Below are 18,514 nucleotides of genomic sequence, written 5' to 3' on the forward strand. Positions count from 1 at the left end.
TTTCAATACATAAAAGGATATGCAAAAAAGACTCGAAGTGCAAGTAGATTAATCTTCGAGTCTTTCTTTATATTCCATATATCTGCGATGAACAGTTGCTTTACTTACCTCATATCCTAAACCTCTCAGAATTGAAGCAATTTCTTGGAATGTTAATCCTTTTTCCCGTAAATTGACAATTTCTTCAATCGGAACAACAATCCGTTCTCTCCCTTCACGTTTATGTTTATTTTTAAAATTCCGTTCAGGGCGATATCCGTTTTCCACTGCTCGACGCATTCCTCGTTTTATTTTGGCATTATGTATTTTCCGCTGATATTCTTCAACAATGGCTAAAATTTCTAACAGCATCGTATCCATTTCATTCATTGTTAATGGACCGGCATCATTAAGAGAATATATTTCTATATCGCTTTTTTTTAGCAAATGCAATACTGCAACGCGGGCATGTCCACGGCCTAAACGCGTTTCATCTTGAACGAAAACACTTCCAATATTGTGTTCCACAATATAATCCATCATTTCGAGCAATCCTTCTCGGTTTACATCATAACCGCTATGTTGATCTTCGAAAATGTTGACTACTTGAAACCCTAATTGTTGGGCATAGATTGAGAGTTCCTCTTTTTGTCGTTCTAATGAAGTTTCTTGCTCGTTTTTTTCAGTGCTTACCCTTGCATATATAACCGCTTTATTTTCTTTCATTGTCTTTTACAGCTACCTTTATTGATTGAATTTCTTCTTCATTCATCGCAATATAGATTGCATCTTTCGGAATAGGAATCATTAATGTCTCACCTGCAATGATATAATCAACGTTGATGTTGTTTTCCTTCGCTACTGTTCGAATCCATTCCTCCGTCGTCATATATCCTTTATAGCGATCTGCTAATGTCCAAAGCGTATCGCCTTCTTTAATTGTAATTTGTTCAAACGTCATATCTCCATCATCTGTAATGAAAATATAAGCAATAATGAGTAATGTTACAATAGATAGAATTTTAATATAATGATTCTTCTCTAACCAACTCATTTTCCGTTCCCCTTTTCTCGAATACTTGTTCGGAATATCTGTTCTTAATATAATACGAACGTACGTTTTTGTCAATAGGTTTTTCGAACTTGTGTTTGCATTGTTCGAGATGTGCTGTTATACTATATGTAAAATATGTAAAACTATTCACATTAGAGGTGACCAACATGGAGAAATTATCAAAAAGGCAAAAGGATATTTTAGAATTTATAAAAGAGGAAGTTCGAGCAAAAGGGTATCCTCCATCCGTTCGCGAAATAGGTGAAGCAGTTGGGCTTGCCTCTAGCTCAACAGTACACGGTCACCTTACGCGCCTAGAACAAAAAGGATATATTCGGAGAGATCCTACTAAACCTCGAGCAATAGAAATATTGGATAGTGACGAAGTGGTTCAAAAACAGCCAGTTGTCCATGTGCCATTAGTCGGTAGAGTAACTGCTGGTAGTCCAATTACAGCGATTGAAAATATAGAAGAATATTTTCCGCTACCTGCTACATACGGAACAAGTGAAGATCAGCTGTTCATGCTAGAAGTAATGGGAGATTCGATGATTGAAGCCGGTATTTTAGATGGAGATTACGTCGTTGTGAAAAAGGCATCTACTGCAAACAACGGAGAAATTGTAGTTGCCATGACGGAAGAAAATGAAGCGACTGTGAAACGATTTTATAAAGAAAAGAATTATTTCCGCTTACAACCTGAAAACTCTTCTATGGAACCAATCATTGTTGATAATGTCACGATTTTAGGAATTGTAGTTGGTTTATATAGAAAATTTCATTAATTACTAGAAAAAACTCGCAAACTATTCATCTGAATGCGAGTTTTCTTCATTATTATTCTTTTGTACAAGCAGCAACAAATGCTTTGAATAATTTTATTGCTCCTTCCTCACCATTAAAAGCCAGCTCTTCTGGATGCCATTGAACGCCGATGCAAAATGGTGAAGTTTTATGTTCTACCGCTTCCACGATGCCGTCGCTAGCCACTCCGACAATTGTCAGGTCTTCCGCAATTTCTTTTACAGCTTGATGATGGAAGGAATTCACTGCTATTTTTGTGGAGCTTACAACTTGCTGCAATTTACACTTATCTTGAAGATGAACAAAATGGGATGTTTCGGAACGATGAGAATTTTGGGTATGCAGAAGAATTTCTCTTTCATTTTGTGAGTAAATATCTTGGATAATTGTCCCACCTAGCGCTACGTTTAACACTTGCAATCCACGGCAAATTGCAAGAATCGGGATATTTCGTTGAAGTGCAATCTTTGTCCATTGAATTTCCCTTTCATCACGCTTTGTTACAACTCTCCCCAATTTAGGAAGCGGTTCTTCACCAAAAAGGATGGGATTGATATCTCCTCCTCCTGTGAGCAATAATCCATCGATTTTATTTATCAATTGCTCTCCATCTTCTTCTGCAATATACGGAAGGCAAATTGGAATTCCACCTGCATTGAGAATGGCTTGTACGTATGACTCATTTACCCGATAAGTTCCCCCCTCCCAATCCATTGTTATACCTATAATTGGTTTCATATAGTCATCCCCCTTGCCAATATATTATGTAATATACCAGCTGATTATCTATTTTTTACCAAAAAATATAACGAGATTCCATGTAAAAGGTAGTTACCACACCAACATTTACAAGGAGGAATCTCTCATGAATTAGATTTACATTACCTCAAAACTGTGCACTATTCACACATGTTTCTACTTTACTACACAAGCAGACACTCTATCCGCAAAAGTTTCTACCTTATCTACACTAACCTCCCACACCATTGTTTAAACCAAACAAAAAAGCATCACCCAAATAGGTGATACTCTTTTGATGAATTTAACTAAAACTAAACAATCCCCAATACCACTGGATGATTGCATCGCCGTAAAAATACACGATGACTGCTGCCAAAGCAATGGACGGGCCAAATGGAACAGGAGTTTTGCGACCTTGATTTCGCATCCATAACACAATCACACCGACAATCATGCCGATGACGGATGCTAAAAATAAAGTTAACAACGTTTTCACTGTCCCTAAAACCAATCCGATTAAAAAAAATAGTTTTATATCTCCACCACCCATACCGCCTTTTGAAATCACTGCTATCAAAAGCAATATACCAAATCCTACCGCTCCACCGAGAAAAGCATCCCACCATGGTTCAATCGGGGAAACGAATCGACCTAAGATTAGCAATGGTAAAAAGAACAGAAGCACTTTATCCGGAATAATCATATATTTTAGGTCTGATACGACGATAATGGCTAATAATGAAATAAAGAAAAGTGCAATCGCCAATTCAATGGACAATCCGAGCTGAATATAACTAAATGCAAATAGCAATCCTGTTGCAAGCTCTGAAACTACATATATCGGCGAAATCTTCGCCTCACACGTCCGGCATTTTCCTCGTAAACATATGTATGAAAATACAGGAACTAAATCAATCGCAGTCAATCTCCTTTGACAATTCGGGCAATGGGATGGTGGAGTAATGATTGATTCATTTTTAGGAATTCTTAGGCCTACAACGTTAAAAAATGACCCAAAGACAATTCCAAACAGGAAGAAAAAAATTCCATACACAATTTCCATGTAAAGCGCTCCTCACAAAATCGATTGACTATTCATCTCCTTCATAATAGAAGGTTGTCACTTGAACAGTTGCCTCGACACTTTCAACTGGTTGTTCAGCAAATTCATTTTCTTCACCAGGTAAAGTGAATTCGATAATATCAACGTGCATAATGCGTTCTATTTTTTCAATTTCTTTAATAAAATGGACTAGATGTTGGAGATCTGGAGATTCCACGTTGACTTCAAATGTAATTAATTTTAACTCTGGAGGTAAAGATTCTTTTGCAATTGTCGAAACAGGTCTTTCGTTTGACGTTTCTTCTCCAGAGGCATCTACATTTTCACTGACTTCTGTTAAAGCGTTAGGGTCTTCCAACTCAGAATTAGAAACGAGCGTATCGTAGTTGTTAAAATCAACCGATAAAATTTTAGTACCCGATACATATTGAGTTTCTTCTATATTTAATATGAGATCATCTAAATTTCTTGTAGCAGGAACTTTTTGACGCATTTCAAAAATCGTTGCTTCGTCAATGCTTTTACTAGCGTTAATTTCCTCTATTTGTTGTTGAATTGTGGCAATTTCAGAGCGAGTCGAAGCAATGGATGATTCTAGAGACGATCTTTCTTCTTTTTTAGGTAAAATAACGTAATAATATACTGCAAATAACAACGCTGCTATGAGGGCAATGATTAATAAGGCGGACGAATTTTTGCCACTTGTTAATTTCATCATTCAACACCTCCAGCAGCTAAATATTGTTGATTAATAAAGAGTGTAAATACTACTTCATATCGGGGGATTTCGTTGAAGTTCGTCGTGTCTTTCTCTTCCTCACGATCACTAGGATCAAAATGTTCAATGGAAGACACTTGCACATCTTGGAAATATGCACTTCCTGTTAGTCGAGACAAATAGTTCGCTATGTCGCTTAATGTTTCAAAGTCTATTGTTACCTTTGCTGTCTTTGCGTCAAATGCATATTCTCTTAAATAAGAATGTTCCGTCTTCAAACGAATCGTTTCATCGATTATGGATGAAACTGGATACGAAATTTGTTCAACAAATTCAATGGATTGCTTTAACGAACCTGTGTTAACGGTCATGCTGTCGAGTTCTTCTTGCAATTGATTCCGCTCTGCAATCACTTGTTGTTCTTCACTTCGCAAATGCGCAATTTCGCCTCGAATTTTAAAATATTGGAACGCAAAAAAAGCAACGAGAAGTAAAACAACAATTGTTAAGAGAATATAGAGATGTTTCGATGCGGACTGCCTTTTATCGACTCTCGGCAACAGGTTAATATCTGGAATCATGATTTAACCTCCTTTAAGGCAAGTCCCATTAACGATGCATGTTTTGCCTTCAATTCAGGATAATGTTGTTGTATAAACGGATCATTAATTAATTGCATTGGTAAATCAAAACTTTGTTGCAAAAAGGAATGAATTTCATCAAGATAAGGATTATCCCCCATGACGATGATTTCATCGACTCCCTTTTCCCCTTTATTTAAAGAGAAACGGAAGAAATTCATAATACGGTCCAGTTCCAACACTTGGTCAGAAATGAGCATGCGATAATCTTCAAACTCTCCATTATAGGAGAAGTCTAGTTGGTGCTCCCCCGCTTCTTTCGCCTTCCATCGGCTCAAATCCGTATCAATTGGTTGAAACCGTTGGAATTCGACATTCCCTTTAGAATAAATAGTAATGGATAATTCATTAAGTAACCAATTTGTCAATAAATAGGTTTTTTGTTCATTTAATAGATTCAACGATTCAAGCAATCGTAAATTACAGAGTGCTCGAACATCCGCCGCTTCTGGATGCATTGAAATATCTAACAATAGATTTATGTATTTATTGACTTGTTCGGAGCTGGCAGCAAACATCATTGCCTTGCCGTCTCCTTCTTCTGGGTCAAACACATCAATCAGCGGTTCTTCAAAAGGAAGATGTATGGAATGACCAATTTCCATTTCCGCATATTCTCTTAAATTATTCAAATCAACATCTTCAGGATGATCAAAAGTTTTTAATAGAATAAAAGAATCTGGAACGATAAAACGAACAGATTGGTTTTTCGTCCCCCATTTTGGAGCATATTTTTTTAAGAGTTCGTATAGCGTCAACTCATCTTTTACATCCGATTCTTCTATTACCCCTTCTGGAATGGCAATCTCCATTACTTTCGCCTGCGATAAATCTGAACCCTTCATCACCAGGAAGCGAAGTACATAATCATTGAATTCAATGGATATATGTGACTTTTTCTTTCGTCTAAACATACGCAGGCCTCCATTTATTAAAATACATATTTCTATTATTATTTAATACCTAATCGAAAAACCAACTTAAATTGTTAGTTGTTCCTATAGGAATTAAATATTATTTAATAAAAATTAATATTTTAGTTTATCTGATTACAGAAAATGGTGTAATATTTAATCTTAATAACAAGATGTTGGGCAACTAACCTATTTATGAGGTTAGTTGCCATTATTAATAGATTGAATTATAATTAATCTTTTCCTTCAAGTTTGAAACCATCACCTGAAATATTTCCTTTTTCAACTTGCAATTTTTCTAAGTCTGTACCTTCATCAACTGTGTAAGATTTATTACCAGCTATTGTCCCAGAAACTTTAAAAGTTATATTTCCATTATTTTTAGTAACAGTGATTTCAGAAATTGTACCTAAATTTGTTACAAACTGTGCTGCATTAGGTGTACTTTTATTATTCTCTGTTTCTGTTTTAACAACTTTAAATTCATTTGCAGTATTATATTCTGTAAAATATAAATTAGCCGCACTAACTACGTTGGCAATATCAGCTTTAGCAGCTTTTACACGACTATTTTCAATAATATTACCAATTGCAGGAACTGCAATTGCTGCAACAATTGCTAAAATAACAATTACCGCTAATAACTCCACTAATGTTAAACCTTTTTCATTTCTTAATCGTTTTTTCAATAAATTGAACATATAAAAACCTCCTTAGGATTTGTCTATAATTCGTTATATCATCGTTCGAACACAAAACTTTTATCTGTAAACCTCACCCCCTTAAATTGGCCCGAAACTAGAAATCTATTTTCTTACATTTGTTCATACAGGCTAAACATCGGCAAGAAGATTGCCGCAACGATTCCACCTACGATTACTGCTAGAAATAGAATCATGATAGGTTCAACCAAAGACTTTAACGTATCCACATTGCGTTCCACTTCTGCTTCATAAAATTCCGCAACTTTTTCTAGCATGTATTCGAGAGAGCCAGTAGATTCTCCAATTGATACCATCGATGTCACAAGAGGCGGGAATAACCAACTTTTTGCTAACGGTTCTGATAATGAACTTCCTTTTTCCAAGCTATCTCTTGCTTCTCTTACAACTTTTGAAATCACCGGATTCCCGACCACTTTTTCTACAATCGTTAGACTTTGCAAAATCGGTACTGCACTACTAAACAATGAAGACAAAGTGGATACCATCCGTGCAATAACAGATTTTTGCAACAGCGGACCAAAAATCGGAAATTTCAACAACATATAATTCATCGTATAGTGAAACTCTTTATTGTTTTTATAAAGGAAATAAAACAGCACAATTGCGATTACAAGAATACCAAGTACTACCCACCAAAAATTTCGTAACCAATCGCTAATTTTGATGGTGATGATGGTAACTGTTGGCAACTCTGCTCCCATACTTTCAAAGGATTCAGTAAATGTTGGAACAATGAAGACCATCATAAATATGGCTACTGCAATAGTTAATACAAGCAATATTAACGGATAAGTCATCGTCGATTGAATTTTTTTCTTTAAGTTGTATTGCTTTTCAAAAGTTGTCGCAAGTTTGTCCAACGTCGTATCGATATTTCCCGATAATTCTGCGGAAGCCATCATGTTAACGAACAATTCGGGAAACACTTTCGGGTGTTTTCTTGTCGCTTCCGAAAATGAAATCCCTGTTCGGATATCTTCCTCTACTTGTTCCAACGCTTTTTTCAACGGTTTACTTCTCGTTTGGCGCGATAATATATTGGTTCCATCAACGATAGATACACCTGCGCGTACTAACGTAGCAAATTGTCGGCAATAGATGACAAAATCTTGTTTTTTCACTTTTGTACCGCCGAAATTCAACTCTTTGTCAAGAATGCTCGATGATTCATTTAATTCCCGTGGATTAATACCCTGTTCTCTTAACTTTGCAATTGCTGCTTTTTTAGTTGTGGCATCAATTTTTCCTTTTGTTAATTCACCGTTTTTTGTCCTTCCTACATATCTATAAATGGTCAATTGTACTCACCAACGTTCATGTAAGGTTTCACTTCCTCAAACGACACGATGCCTCTTGAAAGCAACTCTTGAATTGAATGTTGCAACGTATGCATGCCTAGTGCACGGCTCGTTTGCATGATATTTTGAATTTGGTGAATCTTTTCGTTGCGAATTAAATTTGTCACTGACGGCACAGCCACAAGAATTTCGGTTGCTGCTACACGGCCGCTTCTATCTTTTCGAACGAAAAGTCGTTGGGAAATTACTCCTTGCAACACATTAGCAAGTTGTGAACGAATTTGATTTTGCTGATGTGGTGGAAAAACATCGATAATACGATCAATCGTTGTCGGTGCACTGGATGTATGAAGTGTGCCAAACACTAAATGCCCTGTTTCTGCAGCAGTAATCGCAGTTGATATTGTTTCTAAATCCCGCATTTCTCCAACGAGAATGACATCTGGGTCTTGACGAAGAGCAGCTCTTAGTCCTGTTGCAAAATCTTTTGCATCAATTCCAATTTCCCGTTGATTGACAATGGATTGATTATGTTGATGAATAAATTCAATCGGATCTTCTAGAGTAATGATGTGTTTTGCCTTCGTTTCGTTGATATGGTGAATCATTGCTGCCAACGTAGAAGATTTACCAGAACCTGTAGGCCCCGTTACTAGCACAAGTCCTTGTGGTTTATCCGCCAAATCATATAACACTTTCGGCATTCCGAGCGATTCAATTGTCGGGATTTTCGTTGGAATTAATCGAAAAGCTAATGCTGGTGCATTTCGTTGATGATAAGCATTGACACGGAATCGAAAATTTTCGTTAAAAGCGTAATTAAAATCTGCATCTCCTTTTGAACGATATTCTTCTAATTTGTTATCCGGAATAATAGCGTTCACCATGTCAATAATCTCTTCAGCAATCAACTCGGAATCTCCAAACCTTTCTAATTGACCGTGAATTCGGTACACTGGTGGAGTTCCAACGGTAATGTGTAAATCTGAAGCATTTAATTCATAAGTTTTTTGTAGTAAATCTTGGATTGAATATCCCATGGCACATCCCTTTCTATTCGACCGTTGCTACGCGTAGTACTTCTTCTGTAGTTGTCAAGCCATTTAATACCTTTAAAAATCCGTCTCCAAGTAAAGTTCGATAACCTTCCTGCTTCATGTAATCCATAATGGTTGGAATTCCTTTTCGTTGCAAAATGTAATCTCTCACCGTACGATCAATCGGTAAGATTTCATGTATTGCAATTCGACCTTTATATCCCGTATGGTTACATGCTGGACATCCTCGACCTCGAAGCACCTTATCAATTTGCAATCCTTCCCTAGAAAAAATTTCCTTTTCTCGAAGGGTTGCAGATACTGTTTCTGCGCAGTCGCGACATACCCTTCTTACTAATCGTTGTGCAATAACTCCTACGACGGAAGATGCGATTAAAAACGGTTCTACTCCCATGTCTTCTAGTCGAGAAATCGATTCAACAGCACTATTTGTATGGAGCGTGCTCAAAACTAAGTGACCAGTAAGGGATGCTCGAGTTGCAATTTCAGCAGTTTCGGTATCCCTGATTTCTCCAATCATTACAATATCTGGGTCTTGACGGAGAATGGAACGTAGGCCTGCTGCAAAAGTTAACCCTACCTCTTCTTTTACTTGAATTTGATTGATTCCCTCTAATCGATATTCAACTGGATCTTCAACGGTAATAATATTTACCCCTTCTTGATTAAGTTCAGATAAAGCGGCATACAATGTCGTCGATTTACCTGAACCGGTTGGACCGGTGATTAATACGATGCCATTTGGTCTTGAAATCATATTTCGGAATAATTCTTCGTTTTGTTTACTAAATCCTAATTTATCGATACTTGTAGCAGCATTGCTTAAATCAAGAATACGCATAACGATTTTTTCGCCATAAATGGTCGGCAATGTTGATAAACGAATATCCACCGGCCGGAAATTAATGGTCGTTTTAATGCGGCCGTCTTGTGGTACACGGTTTTCTGTAATATTTAAATTCCCCATAATTTTAATGCGGGCTGTCACCATGTTTTGCATATGTTTTGGAAGTGAACGCTCTGTTCGAAGCACACCATCTACCCGGTATCTTACGCGAAATTCCGTCTCTTGCGGATCAAAGTGTATATCACTCGCCTTTTGCAATACCGCATTGGAAATTAATTGGTTTACTAATCGAACAATCGGTGAATCGTCATCGGTAATTTGCTGATCTACCGTTTCCGATGCAGCAATGTTTAAATCGGCCATCGCCGCATCCATCGATTCTTGTAAATCATAATATTTAGCAATTGTTCTGTATAAATCATCTTTCGCAGCTATCCCCGTCTCGATGTGACATCCGGTTGCCATTCGAACTTCTTCTATAGCAAAGTAATCCATCGGGTCAGCCATTGCGATAAACAATCGATTTTTATCTCGGCGAATAGGCATAATTTGAGCTCGTTTTGCCAACTCTGCAGGCACTAACTGAAGTACTTCTGGATCGATTCGATATTGGCTTAAGTTTACATGAGGAACACCTAATTGAAACTCAAGCACTTCAATTAATTGTTGCTCTGTTAAAAAATTTTCTCGAATTAAGAAATCCCCTAATTTTTCGTTGCTTGATTTATTTTTTAGTGCGTATTCAAGCTGCTCAGGTGATATAACCCCTGCTTCTACGAGCAAATCCCCTAATCGCTTCCGATTTTTTGTAATCATTTTGCCCTCTCCTTTCTATGGAGTTACTAAATTTCCGCCTTTATCATAGTAACTTCCAGGAGGCAACCTATCCTCGAAATTATGATTTTCAACTTCGTAACGGTCGTCATAATCCGGTAATCCATCACCATTTAAATCCACATTCTCCACGAAATTAAAGCTTGATAAATTACCTTGTTCTTCCATCACATCGCTGTTTTCAAAAACTGGTTTTTTTGCTGAAATCAAAACAATACGATTTTTTGGAGGATAATAATCTCTACTAATCTCTTGTATTCTTTCGTCCCCATTTTTGGAAATTTTTCTCGAAACCGTTACTCGAAGCCCTTGTTTTCCTTCTTGAATGAGCTTTGTTGTTCCCATTGGTAAATCATTAGAATAGCGGTTAATGATTCGAGGATTAATAGTCTGGTGATGAACAGAAATGTGAATAGTTGCATCTTTTACTGTAGAATGTAACGCTACTTTTAATTGGTCACCTTCGACTGTTGATTTAAATAGATAAGGATGTTCAGAAACATTGACAAATTGCAAATCTTTTTCGAAAAATGCATCTACATATACGTCCATTCCTGGTTGCAAATAAGTAGGAATTTCTTTTTGAGAATGTCTCTCTAAAATATCAACTTCTCCTTGCAATACGGTATTGTAAATTAACGAGCTAAAGAAATTGAATCCTTCCAAATTTGCCTCATCTGTTAGATTTAAACTCTCGAAATAGGTTAATAGAGAGAATGGTTCGTTTGGTTTTAATATATAATCGTTTAACGATTCTGCTAATGCTAGTACGCCTCTTGCTTCAGTTGGAATTTGTTCAATGGACAATGCGATTCTTTCATTTTCAAGTAGAGTCGTATCGATAACAGTAGCCTCTACTTCATGAGATTTTAAATAAGAAGCTTGCATAATAACTTGATTGTATGTTGCTTCTATGTCCCAAATCGAAATATTGGAAAGTCGATTTTTTATAACTTCACTGTCAGAAATGTAAAGAGGTAGATGAACGACTTTATCCGATGTCCAAAATAAGAATAATGGCTTGTCTATTAAATTTTGATAGTTTGCTATCGAACTTTCAATGTCAAATTGTATTTCTTGCGGATCAATTGAAAGTTCCGCACCGCCACCCTTGATGATAATTGGTTGTGATTTCCATTCAACAATTGCACTTTCTAGTATTTCTTTAATTTCATCTTCTTTTAATCCAGAAACGCTAACTCCACCAATTGTAGAACCGTTCGTTTGTTTTCCATCTGCAAAAGCTTTTAGTGAAGTTTGCATCAGAATCAATATGCAAATCATTGCAATAATCACTAGGATGAAGGTGAATGCTTTGTGAGATTGTAAATATTTCAACGTATCCACCTCATTACACAACACTTTTTGTACCAATATTAATCATAATTTACTATATCTCATAGTAAATAATCCCCTAATCAAATTCACACAAAATAGGATACATTAATTTACAATTTTTAGTATGATTCTTTATACCTATTTTCCTTAAATTTTTTTGTACAATAAATTTATAGACCAAAAATCATCCATTTTACTGGAAATTTTTTATTTTATAATATATATCCATTCCTGATAAATAATAGTTCCCTTCTACTATAATTATATTTTTGATTACCTTTGTTATATGTATATAAGATTTGTAAAAAATGTTTCATTTTTGTTACAAAAACAATATGTTATGATTCCATAATGTTTTGTAAGCAAGATAAATCAAAACATCAACATATTGTGACAATGAAAGCACAATTCACTGACTTCTATGGCATTTTTCAACGTTTTTCATTACATTGAAATTAGAATTCATTCTACATGATAAGTAGGTGCTTATAGTGAAATATCTATTCAATCAAAGAGGCGGCAAATCGCTAGTTGTTACAGTAATCACGATTTGTGTACTTTTTCTTATTTCAGGCGGTGCAATGATTTATTTTACAATTAAAGATCGAAATATCGAATTTTCTGAAGAAGTGATAGCTGAGGCTACAAGGGTGGCAGAAGCGGAACTTAATAAAGCCTATGCTGTTGCGGAACAATATCCATTTGAAAAGCGATTCGAAGCAATCCAATCAATCGGCTATCGCGAACCAAAGGAAGGAGAATATGCCATCTTCACCTTTGAAAAAGAATATAAAGAAGAAGATGAATTTTACGTTATTTTAAAAATGAAACCGCATGCAGAATACGAAAATCTGACAAGAGTGTATGTATCGGTTTTTGATAAAGAAAACGGGGCACTTATTGTTGAAAAAGAAAATGTTTTGAAATGGGAAACGGAAGGAAAATAATTCTAATAACAGGAGCGAATGATGATAACATTATGTTATTCAATTCGCTCCTTTTTTCTACGGTAACTTTATTTATAAGGAATTATAAAACTTTCATTTTATATTCATCAAATGTCAATATTTTTATAATAAATAATACCCATTAAAATTTCATAAAAATGTATAATGAAGTATAAATAGTATTTTGTTCCCATTTGAGATTGTAAATAATAATAATCAACCTCGACAGTTTAAATAGCGCTCTTAATTCATCAGGTTATACATAAATCTATTTTAAGTGAGGTTAATTTTGTTCTTTAGGAGGAGTAAATGAAAAAAATCTTACGAAATGAACTGGGCCTTTCATTATTAGAAGTAGTTGCTTCAATCATTATCCTTTCCATTATTCTAATTGCTTTTTTCACTTTCTTAGTACAATCCAAAAAAATAAATCGTTTATCCGAGTCTATCGCAGACGCAACATATATAGCGCAAATGGAAATGGAAAATTTATATTCATTATCGATTGGTGAAAACTTTGATAATCTAATATTAAAACTGAAGTCTGATAGTAATTATACGTTGCAATCGGAGAATCTAAAAAAATGCCCAAATAATAATCAAGATTATTCTGATTATGTGTTCGAAAAAATAGATTCTCAATATCCTAATTTCAAAGGAGAAATTCATATAAAAACTCTTTGTCAATATGAGAATAGCGTATCTTTTCGGATAGAGTTGATTGACGTGAATACGAATAGCACAAAAGCTATTTTAGAAAATGTTTATATGTTAAAGGTGACAAATTAGGCGGTGGGATTATCAGAATGTCTAAGCATAATCAACAAGGCTTGACTTTGGTGGAAGTTCTAGCTGTTATCATCATTTTATCGATTATTTTCACATTTATCTTTTCTATTATGAACTCTTCTATTTCACAACATTCTGAACAAGGAAAAGAAGTACAACAAATTCAAAGTGGTGCATTTGTTTTAAAACAAATCACGAAAGATATGAGAAAGAGTTATAGAATTGAAATTGATTCTGAAAATGCGAATAAATATTATCTATACAATAAAGAAAAACTACTCTATCAATACGAATACACGTCAAACAATGAATTGTTACGAACAGATGAAAACAACGATGTTACAGTAGTAGGAAAAAATATAGAAAGCTTTTTAATCTCAACTGATAATGAAGGAAAAGAAGCAACCATATTATTTGAAATTAATGGCAAAGAATATCGAACGACCATTAATTTTAGAAGAGGGGGATCGTGATGAAGTTCATTAAAAATCACCAAGGCTACGCATTATTTCTGACCATTTTGGTTCTTATGTTAGCTTCTGTTATCGGAATATCCCTATTAACCATCACGGCAAATGCAAATAAAACAACTATCCACGAAAGAGAAAATCAAGCATTATTTTACATTGCCGAGGCAGGTGTAAACCTTGAAAAATCAAATGTATTGAAAGTGTTAAAAGAACTGGACGGAGATATTAAAGCCTCTTTCGAAAATTTGGATCCAAATATCGATAAAAAAGACTTACAAAATTTATATTACGAAAAATTAGTAGATGATTTTTGTAAAAAATATACTGGTGGTAAATGTGGTTCTACTTATTATTTGGAAGAACAGTTCTCCAAAAAACCTAAAGCAGAAACAGAAGTGTCGATACATTTAAATCAACAGCCAATTATCACCATTACATCAACAGGTTTTTTTGAAGAGTATCCAGCGCAATCACGCACAGTTACTCAAGAATTGTATTTAAATATTAATGTCAATATTCAACCTAAAGAAGGTGGAAATGATCAATCGAATGAAGATGAACGCGAAAATGAAAAAGAAGAAAACGTTCTCCCTTTAGAGAATTTTACAGTGCTTACAAAAAGAGATATAAATTTGAGCGGTGGAGCAACCATCCATGGTAATGCAGGATCTATACAAGGCGATATTTCTTTAAACGGAGGTTCAACCATTACTGGAAGTATTGCAGCAGCTGATGAATTGAATCTAAAATATCCAAATTGGATGTATGGCATTAAAGAAAAATTTACATCACTCCCTGAATTTTTACAAAATTCCCCTTCAAAATTAGATCATTATTTACCTGAATTTCCAGATAAGATTTTTCAAGAAGGAGAATATTTCCCTCTACCAGAGGATTATGAAATTGTGAGAAGTCCATACAATAAACATTGGGTCATAAAAGATGGGCATTTAAATGCTACTTCTTATTTAGCAGATAACTTTACATTAACATTGAATAACGACACAAGACTTAAATCTATTAACATAACTGGTAGTAATACAATTACAATTGATATTGGTAATAAGGATATTAATTTACTAGTTGATAATTTAAACATTTCACAAGGTCATATCAACATTATAGGATCAGGAACATTAAATATTTATGCGAAAAAAATTTCTTCTATTGGAGGATCTTGTCAATTAAATTTAAATGGCAACCCTGCTTCTTTTAATATATTTTATAATGGCACTGCCCCTCTCTCCTTCTCTGGTGGAGCAAAAGTAAACGGATCCTTGTATGTAAAACAAAGCAATTTATCCTTATCTGGTGGTTTTGCTTTTTATGGCAATATTTATAGCGGCGGTTCAATGATTAGTATATCAGGAGGAGTACCAACAAGAGGTCAATGGATAGTCGCTCCAAAAGCAACTTTATCCTTATCCGGAGGCGGTAACGTAACCGGCACAGTTATTGCAAATTCTATCAACGCTAGCGGAGGAACAAGCATAAATTATGGTGAACCTATCGTTCCAAATCCAGCTGTTCCACCAACACCTAATACTCCAACGGATACAGAATATAATCTTGATACTGACTTAAGTGATCCATTTATTGAACAACCATTAGTTGAAATTGATAAATAAAAAAGAAAGCGTAGAAACTCTCCATTTCAGAAAGTTTTCTACGCTTTCATTATACCTTAGTACATTTTCAAATAATGCTCTCTCTCCCACGGGTGAACTGTGGAGCGGTACATTTCGAATTCGATTTCCTTCGCTTCTTTAAAGTTTTGGTAAATATGTGGTCCAAGTGCGTTTTTCACCACTTCATCCTGATCTAATAAACGAAGGGCATCATCTAATTGTGCTGGTAAGTTTTCAATTCCATTTTCACGACGCTCTTCTTCTGTCATGATATAGATGTTTCGGTTAATTGGTGCTGGCGGCGTTAATTTATTTTTAATTCCGTCAAGACCAGCCGCTAAAATAACTGCCATTGCTAAATATGGATTCGCTGATGGATCAACAGAACGCACTTCAATACGTGTTGACACTCCGCGAGAAGCTGGTACACGAATTAATGGAGAGCGATTTTGTGCAGACCAAGCGACATATACAGGGGCTTCAAACCCAGGTACTAAACGCTTGTAAGAGTTCACTGTTGGATTTGTAATGGCCGTAAAGCTTTGTACGTGTTTTAATACACCAGCCATAAATTGCATCGCCGTTTCGGATAATCCAAGTTCTGTTGATGGATCATAGAATGCATTCTCATTTCCTTTGAATAAAGAAACATTGCAGTGCATACCTGACCCTGCTTCACCGAATAATGGCTTCGGCATAAACGTTGCATGTAATCCATGTTTTCTTGCAATCGTTTTAACTACTAATTTAAATGTTTGAATATTATCACAAGCAGTAATTGCGTCTGCATATTTAAAGTCGATTTCATGTTGTCCTGGCGCCACTTCATGGTGAGACGCTTCCACTTCGAAGCCCATCTCTTCTAACTCTAATACAATATCGCGGCGGCAGTTTTCTCCAAGGTCAGTTGGAGCTAAATCAAAATATCCACCATGGTCGTTAACTTCTAAAGTAGGTTCGCCGTTTTCATCCAATTTAAATAAGAAGAACTCTGGTTCAGGCCCTAGATTGAAATCGGTAAAGCCCATTTCTTTCATTTCTTTAATAATTCGTTTTAAGTTTGTGCGAGGGTCACCTAAGAATGGTTCGCCATCAGCAGTGTAAATATCACAAATAAAACGAGCTACCTTCCCTTTCCCAGTTGTCCAAGGGAATACCATGAATGTATCTAAATCCGGATATAAATACATATCAGATTCTTCAATTCGCACAAATCCTTCAATGGAAGATCCGTCGAACATCATTTTATTGTTCAATGCCTTATCCAATTGGCTTACAGGAATTTCCACGTTTTTGATTGTTCCTAAAATATCAGTAAATTGTAATCGGATGAATTTTACTTCCTTTTCTTCTACTAAACGATAGATATCTTCTTTTGTATAACGACTCAAAAAATCCACTCTCCTAATTATGTTAACTTTGCTTTGATGATTGTTATTGATAGAGCCTATTAACGTCTCCATAACGCAAGGAAGGTTTTTGCAAACGGGATTGAGCAATCTTCATTTCTTCCCGCAAAATGCTGCGGATTTTATCTTCTGATAGTTCTTTTCCGATTTTATTATGCTCATTTTCCTCTTTTTTCATTTCAAAGACTTTTTTGATTCCCGCAATGTTTAAACCTTGTTCAAGTAAATCTTTAATTTCTAGCAGTTGATCAACATCATTTAATGAAAACATTCGTTGATTGCCTTCTGTACGATGTGGACGAATTAAATCATGTTCTTCATAATAACGAATTTGGCGCGCCGTAAGATCCGTTAATTGAATTACCGTACCAATTGGCAATAAAGGCATAGATTTTCGAATTTCACTCGTCCGTTTCTTTTGATTTGACATGTCACTCCTCCCCAATGAGGAAATTTTACTACCTGTCATTTTATTTGTCAATGTCATGTTAGAAAACCTAACATCAGTAATTTATTGTATATTCGAGATAAATTGCCATTTATCCTAAGAAAAATTGTTTATTTTTTATTTTGACGCAAAACAAAAAAACTGTGGGAAAATTGATTGTCATTTTCCACAGTTTTTTCCTTTATCATTATCCTTTTTTCAATCGGTAAATCAATTCTAATAAATGGATAAATAAATTGATAAAAACTAAATATAAACTCAAAGCCATCTTTACAACTTCATCTTCTTTTACATAATGATTCCGAATTAAATTAAAATCATACACAGTGAAAAGAGCAAATACCAATACGATTAAAGCTGCAATAAATATATGTACTGTACTGCTAACTGAGATAAAGAAATAAATAAGGGAAAATATAATAACAATAAGTAAAATTGCCACTAAATACATTCCCCAGCTAGAAAGATCCCGTGGTATATTTAATCCCACTAACGCAAGTATAATAAATAGAATTACCGTTCCGAAAAATACGGAAAGCAAAAATGCTGCTCCTAATGCCTCTATAAAAAACTGACCTAACCAAAAGAACATAATACCTGTTAAAAATGGAACAGCATATAAAATTCCACCCGCTAAATATACATTGCGTACAAAAACGACGACAATTAACAAGATAATATTCATAATTGCAATGGCCAAAACAATTGAGGATGGCAATAACATTCCAATCAATAAACCAATGGCCGTTAAACCCCACATTAAAGCAAAATGTTGTAATACAAGTCTTAAATGATGGGCGTACATGTAA

The 18,514-nt window shown here is 35.1% G+C and carries 20 protein-coding genes; 5 read left to right on the top strand and 15 right to left on the bottom strand.

Translation table 11 applies throughout. The features are described 5' to 3' along the window. Window positions 1-48 precede the first annotated feature (48 nt). Together NST00_RS12640 and yneA are read right to left on the bottom strand one after the other, a co-directional pair. Window positions 49-705 (bottom strand): YneB family resolvase-like protein, encoded by a 657-nt coding sequence (locus NST00_RS12640; RefSeq protein ID WP_340710047.1) that lies wholly within the window; start codon window positions 703-705, stop codon window positions 49-51. Continuing rightward, the gene (gene yneA, locus NST00_RS12645; protein ID WP_016836871.1) at window positions 692-1,033 is read right to left on the bottom strand and encodes a cell division suppressor protein YneA; all 342 of its coding nucleotides are present in this window, start codon (window positions 1,031-1,033) and stop codon (window positions 692-694) included. Before yneA ends, NST00_RS12640 begins: the two co-directional genes overlap by 14 nt. 167 nt (window positions 1,034-1,200) lie before the next feature. Between yneA and lexA the strand changes: the two genes are divergently transcribed. Then, complete coding sequence (gene lexA / locus NST00_RS12650; protein ID WP_016836870.1) at window positions 1,201-1,818, top strand: transcriptional repressor LexA; 618 nt, start codon at window positions 1,201-1,203, stop codon at window positions 1,816-1,818. A gap of 52 nt (window positions 1,819-1,870) precedes the next feature. Here the strand turns inward: lexA and NST00_RS12655 are convergent, their stop codons facing one another. The 10 genes from NST00_RS12655 to NST00_RS12700 all read right to left on the bottom strand — a co-directional run bounded on the left by NST00_RS12655 (window position 1,871) and on the right by NST00_RS12700 (window position 12,014). Next, complete coding sequence (locus NST00_RS12655; protein ID WP_168411740.1) at window positions 1,871-2,575, bottom strand: gamma-glutamyl-gamma-aminobutyrate hydrolase family protein; 705 nt, start codon at window positions 2,573-2,575, stop codon at window positions 1,871-1,873. Window positions 2,576-2,879: 304 nt separating this feature from the next. Next, window positions 2,880-3,641: a prepilin peptidase gene (locus tag NST00_RS12660; protein WP_340710048.1), complete on the bottom strand. Its 762-nt coding sequence runs from the start codon at window positions 3,639-3,641 to the stop codon at window positions 2,880-2,882. A 28-nt stretch (window positions 3,642-3,669) separates the two neighbouring features. Further along, entirely contained in the window at window positions 3,670-4,359 is a 690-nt protein-coding gene (locus NST00_RS12665; protein ID WP_016836866.1) for a hypothetical protein, read from the bottom strand. Further along, window positions 4,356-4,940, bottom strand: a complete 585-nt coding sequence (locus tag NST00_RS12670) for a hypothetical protein (protein ID WP_016836865.1) — start codon at window positions 4,938-4,940, stop codon at window positions 4,356-4,358. The genes NST00_RS12665 and NST00_RS12670 overlap by 4 nt, the downstream gene beginning before the upstream one ends. Continuing rightward, a complete protein-coding gene (pilM, locus tag NST00_RS12675) occupies window positions 4,937-5,914 on the bottom strand; it encodes a type IV pilus biogenesis protein PilM (protein ID WP_016836864.1) in 978 nt (325 codons plus the stop codon). The genes NST00_RS12670 and pilM overlap by 4 nt, the downstream gene beginning before the upstream one ends. Window positions 5,915-6,147: 233 nt before the next feature. After that, window positions 6,148-6,615 carry a type II secretion system protein gene (locus tag NST00_RS12680; RefSeq protein WP_016836863.1) on the bottom strand — a complete coding sequence of 156 codons (468 nt, stop codon included), beginning with the start codon at window positions 6,613-6,615 and terminating at the stop codon, window positions 6,148-6,150. Between the two features lie 113 nt (window positions 6,616-6,728). Further along, a complete protein-coding gene (locus NST00_RS12685) occupies window positions 6,729-7,937 on the bottom strand; it encodes a type II secretion system F family protein (protein ID WP_340710049.1) in 1,209 nt (402 codons plus the stop codon). Beyond that, window positions 7,934-8,977 carry a type IV pilus twitching motility protein PilT gene (locus NST00_RS12690; protein WP_016836861.1) on the bottom strand — a complete coding sequence of 348 codons (1,044 nt, stop codon included), beginning with the start codon at window positions 8,975-8,977 and terminating at the stop codon, window positions 7,934-7,936. The genes NST00_RS12685 and NST00_RS12690 overlap by 4 nt, the downstream gene beginning before the upstream one ends. Window positions 8,978-8,990: 13 nt before the next feature. After that, window positions 8,991-10,658, bottom strand: coding sequence for a GspE/PulE family protein (locus NST00_RS12695; RefSeq protein WP_016836860.1), 1,668 nt, complete (start codon window positions 10,656-10,658; stop codon window positions 8,991-8,993). A 15-nt stretch (window positions 10,659-10,673) separates the two neighbouring features. Then, window positions 10,674-12,014: a VanW family protein gene (locus NST00_RS12700; protein WP_340710050.1), complete on the bottom strand. Its 1,341-nt coding sequence runs from the start codon at window positions 12,012-12,014 to the stop codon at window positions 10,674-10,676. 491 nt (window positions 12,015-12,505) lie between these two features. Here NST00_RS12700 and NST00_RS12705 point away from each other — a divergent pair, with 491 nt between their 5' ends. The 4 genes from NST00_RS12705 to NST00_RS12720 all read left to right on the top strand — a co-directional run bounded on the left by NST00_RS12705 (window position 12,506) and on the right by NST00_RS12720 (window position 15,848). After that, window positions 12,506-12,961 (top strand): hypothetical protein, encoded by a 456-nt coding sequence (locus NST00_RS12705; RefSeq protein WP_016836858.1) that lies wholly within the window; start codon window positions 12,506-12,508, stop codon window positions 12,959-12,961. A 309-nt stretch (window positions 12,962-13,270) separates the two neighbouring features. Beyond that, window positions 13,271-13,750, top strand: coding sequence for a hypothetical protein (locus NST00_RS12710; RefSeq protein WP_016836857.1), 480 nt, complete (start codon window positions 13,271-13,273; stop codon window positions 13,748-13,750). A 17-nt stretch (window positions 13,751-13,767) separates the two neighbouring features. Beyond that, window positions 13,768-14,223, top strand: coding sequence for a PulJ/GspJ family protein (locus NST00_RS12715; protein ID WP_340710051.1), 456 nt, complete (start codon window positions 13,768-13,770; stop codon window positions 14,221-14,223). Beyond that, complete coding sequence (locus NST00_RS12720; RefSeq protein WP_340710052.1) at window positions 14,223-15,848, top strand: pilus assembly PilX N-terminal domain-containing protein; 1,626 nt, start codon at window positions 14,223-14,225, stop codon at window positions 15,846-15,848. The genes NST00_RS12715 and NST00_RS12720 overlap by 1 nt, the downstream gene beginning before the upstream one ends. A 56-nt stretch (window positions 15,849-15,904) precedes the next feature. On the opposite strand, the gene glnA is transcribed toward NST00_RS12720, so the two are convergent. The 3 genes from glnA to NST00_RS12735 all read right to left on the bottom strand — a co-directional run bounded on the left by glnA (window position 15,905) and on the right by NST00_RS12735 (window position 18,510). Continuing rightward, a complete protein-coding gene (gene glnA / locus NST00_RS12725; protein WP_340710053.1) occupies window positions 15,905-17,239 on the bottom strand; it encodes a type I glutamate--ammonia ligase in 1,335 nt (444 codons plus the stop codon). A 43-nt stretch (window positions 17,240-17,282) separates the two neighbouring features. Beyond that, on the bottom strand, window positions 17,283-17,687 hold the full coding sequence (locus NST00_RS12730) for a MerR family transcriptional regulator (protein WP_016836852.1): 405 nt from the start codon (window positions 17,685-17,687) through the stop codon (window positions 17,283-17,285). A 205-nt stretch (window positions 17,688-17,892) separates the two neighbouring features. Beyond that, complete coding sequence (locus NST00_RS12735) at window positions 17,893-18,510, bottom strand: Bax inhibitor-1/YccA family protein (RefSeq protein ID WP_340710054.1); 618 nt, start codon at window positions 18,508-18,510, stop codon at window positions 17,893-17,895. Window positions 18,511-18,514: the final 4 nt, after the last annotated feature.

Origin of the sequence: Ureibacillus sp. FSL K6-0165 (assembly GCF_038004285.1) — a bacterium.
GTDB lineage: Bacteria > Bacillota > Bacilli > Bacillales_A > Planococcaceae > Ureibacillus > Ureibacillus thermosphaericus.

Excerpts from the sequence above, each read along its gene's own strand:
- NST00_RS12660 (WP_340710048.1), bottom strand. The coding sequence starts at position 3,641 with ATGGAAATTGTGTATGGAATTTTTTTCTTCCTGTTTGGAATTGTCTTT.
- NST00_RS12655 (WP_168411740.1), bottom strand. The coding sequence starts at position 2,575 with ATGAAACCAATTATAGGTATAACAATGGATTGGGAGGGGGGAACTTAT.
- NST00_RS12715 (WP_340710051.1), top strand. The coding sequence starts at position 13,768 with ATGTCTAAGCATAATCAACAAGGCTTGACTTTGGTGGAAGTTCTAGCT.
- NST00_RS12690 (WP_016836861.1), bottom strand. The coding sequence starts at position 8,977 with ATGGGATATTCAATCCAAGATTTACTACAAAAAACTTATGAATTAAAT.
- NST00_RS12665 (WP_016836866.1), bottom strand. The coding sequence starts at position 4,359 with ATGATGAAATTAACAAGTGGCAAAAATTCGTCCGCCTTATTAATCATT.
- yneA (WP_016836871.1), bottom strand. The coding sequence starts at position 1,033 with ATGAGTTGGTTAGAGAAGAATCATTATATTAAAATTCTATCTATTGTA.
- pilM (WP_016836864.1), bottom strand. The coding sequence starts at position 5,914 with ATGTTTAGACGAAAGAAAAAGTCACATATATCCATTGAATTCAATGAT.
- NST00_RS12640 (WP_340710047.1), bottom strand. The coding sequence starts at position 705 with ATGAAAGAAAATAAAGCGGTTATATATGCAAGGGTAAGCACTGAAAAA.
- NST00_RS12695 (WP_016836860.1), bottom strand. The coding sequence starts at position 10,658 with ATGATTACAAAAAATCGGAAGCGATTAGGGGATTTGCTCGTAGAAGCA.
- lexA (WP_016836870.1), top strand. The coding sequence starts at position 1,201 with ATGGAGAAATTATCAAAAAGGCAAAAGGATATTTTAGAATTTATAAAA.
- NST00_RS12670 (WP_016836865.1), bottom strand. The coding sequence starts at position 4,940 with ATGATTCCAGATATTAACCTGTTGCCGAGAGTCGATAAAAGGCAGTCC.
- NST00_RS12720 (WP_340710052.1), top strand. The coding sequence starts at position 14,223 with ATGAAGTTCATTAAAAATCACCAAGGCTACGCATTATTTCTGACCATT.
- NST00_RS12680 (WP_016836863.1), bottom strand. The coding sequence starts at position 6,615 with ATGTTCAATTTATTGAAAAAACGATTAAGAAATGAAAAAGGTTTAACA.
- NST00_RS12710 (WP_016836857.1), top strand. The coding sequence starts at position 13,271 with ATGAAAAAAATCTTACGAAATGAACTGGGCCTTTCATTATTAGAAGTA.
- NST00_RS12730 (WP_016836852.1), bottom strand. The coding sequence starts at position 17,687 with ATGTCAAATCAAAAGAAACGGACGAGTGAAATTCGAAAATCTATGCCT.
- NST00_RS12735 (WP_340710054.1), bottom strand. The coding sequence starts at position 18,510 with ATGTACGCCCATCATTTAAGACTTGTATTACAACATTTTGCTTTAATG.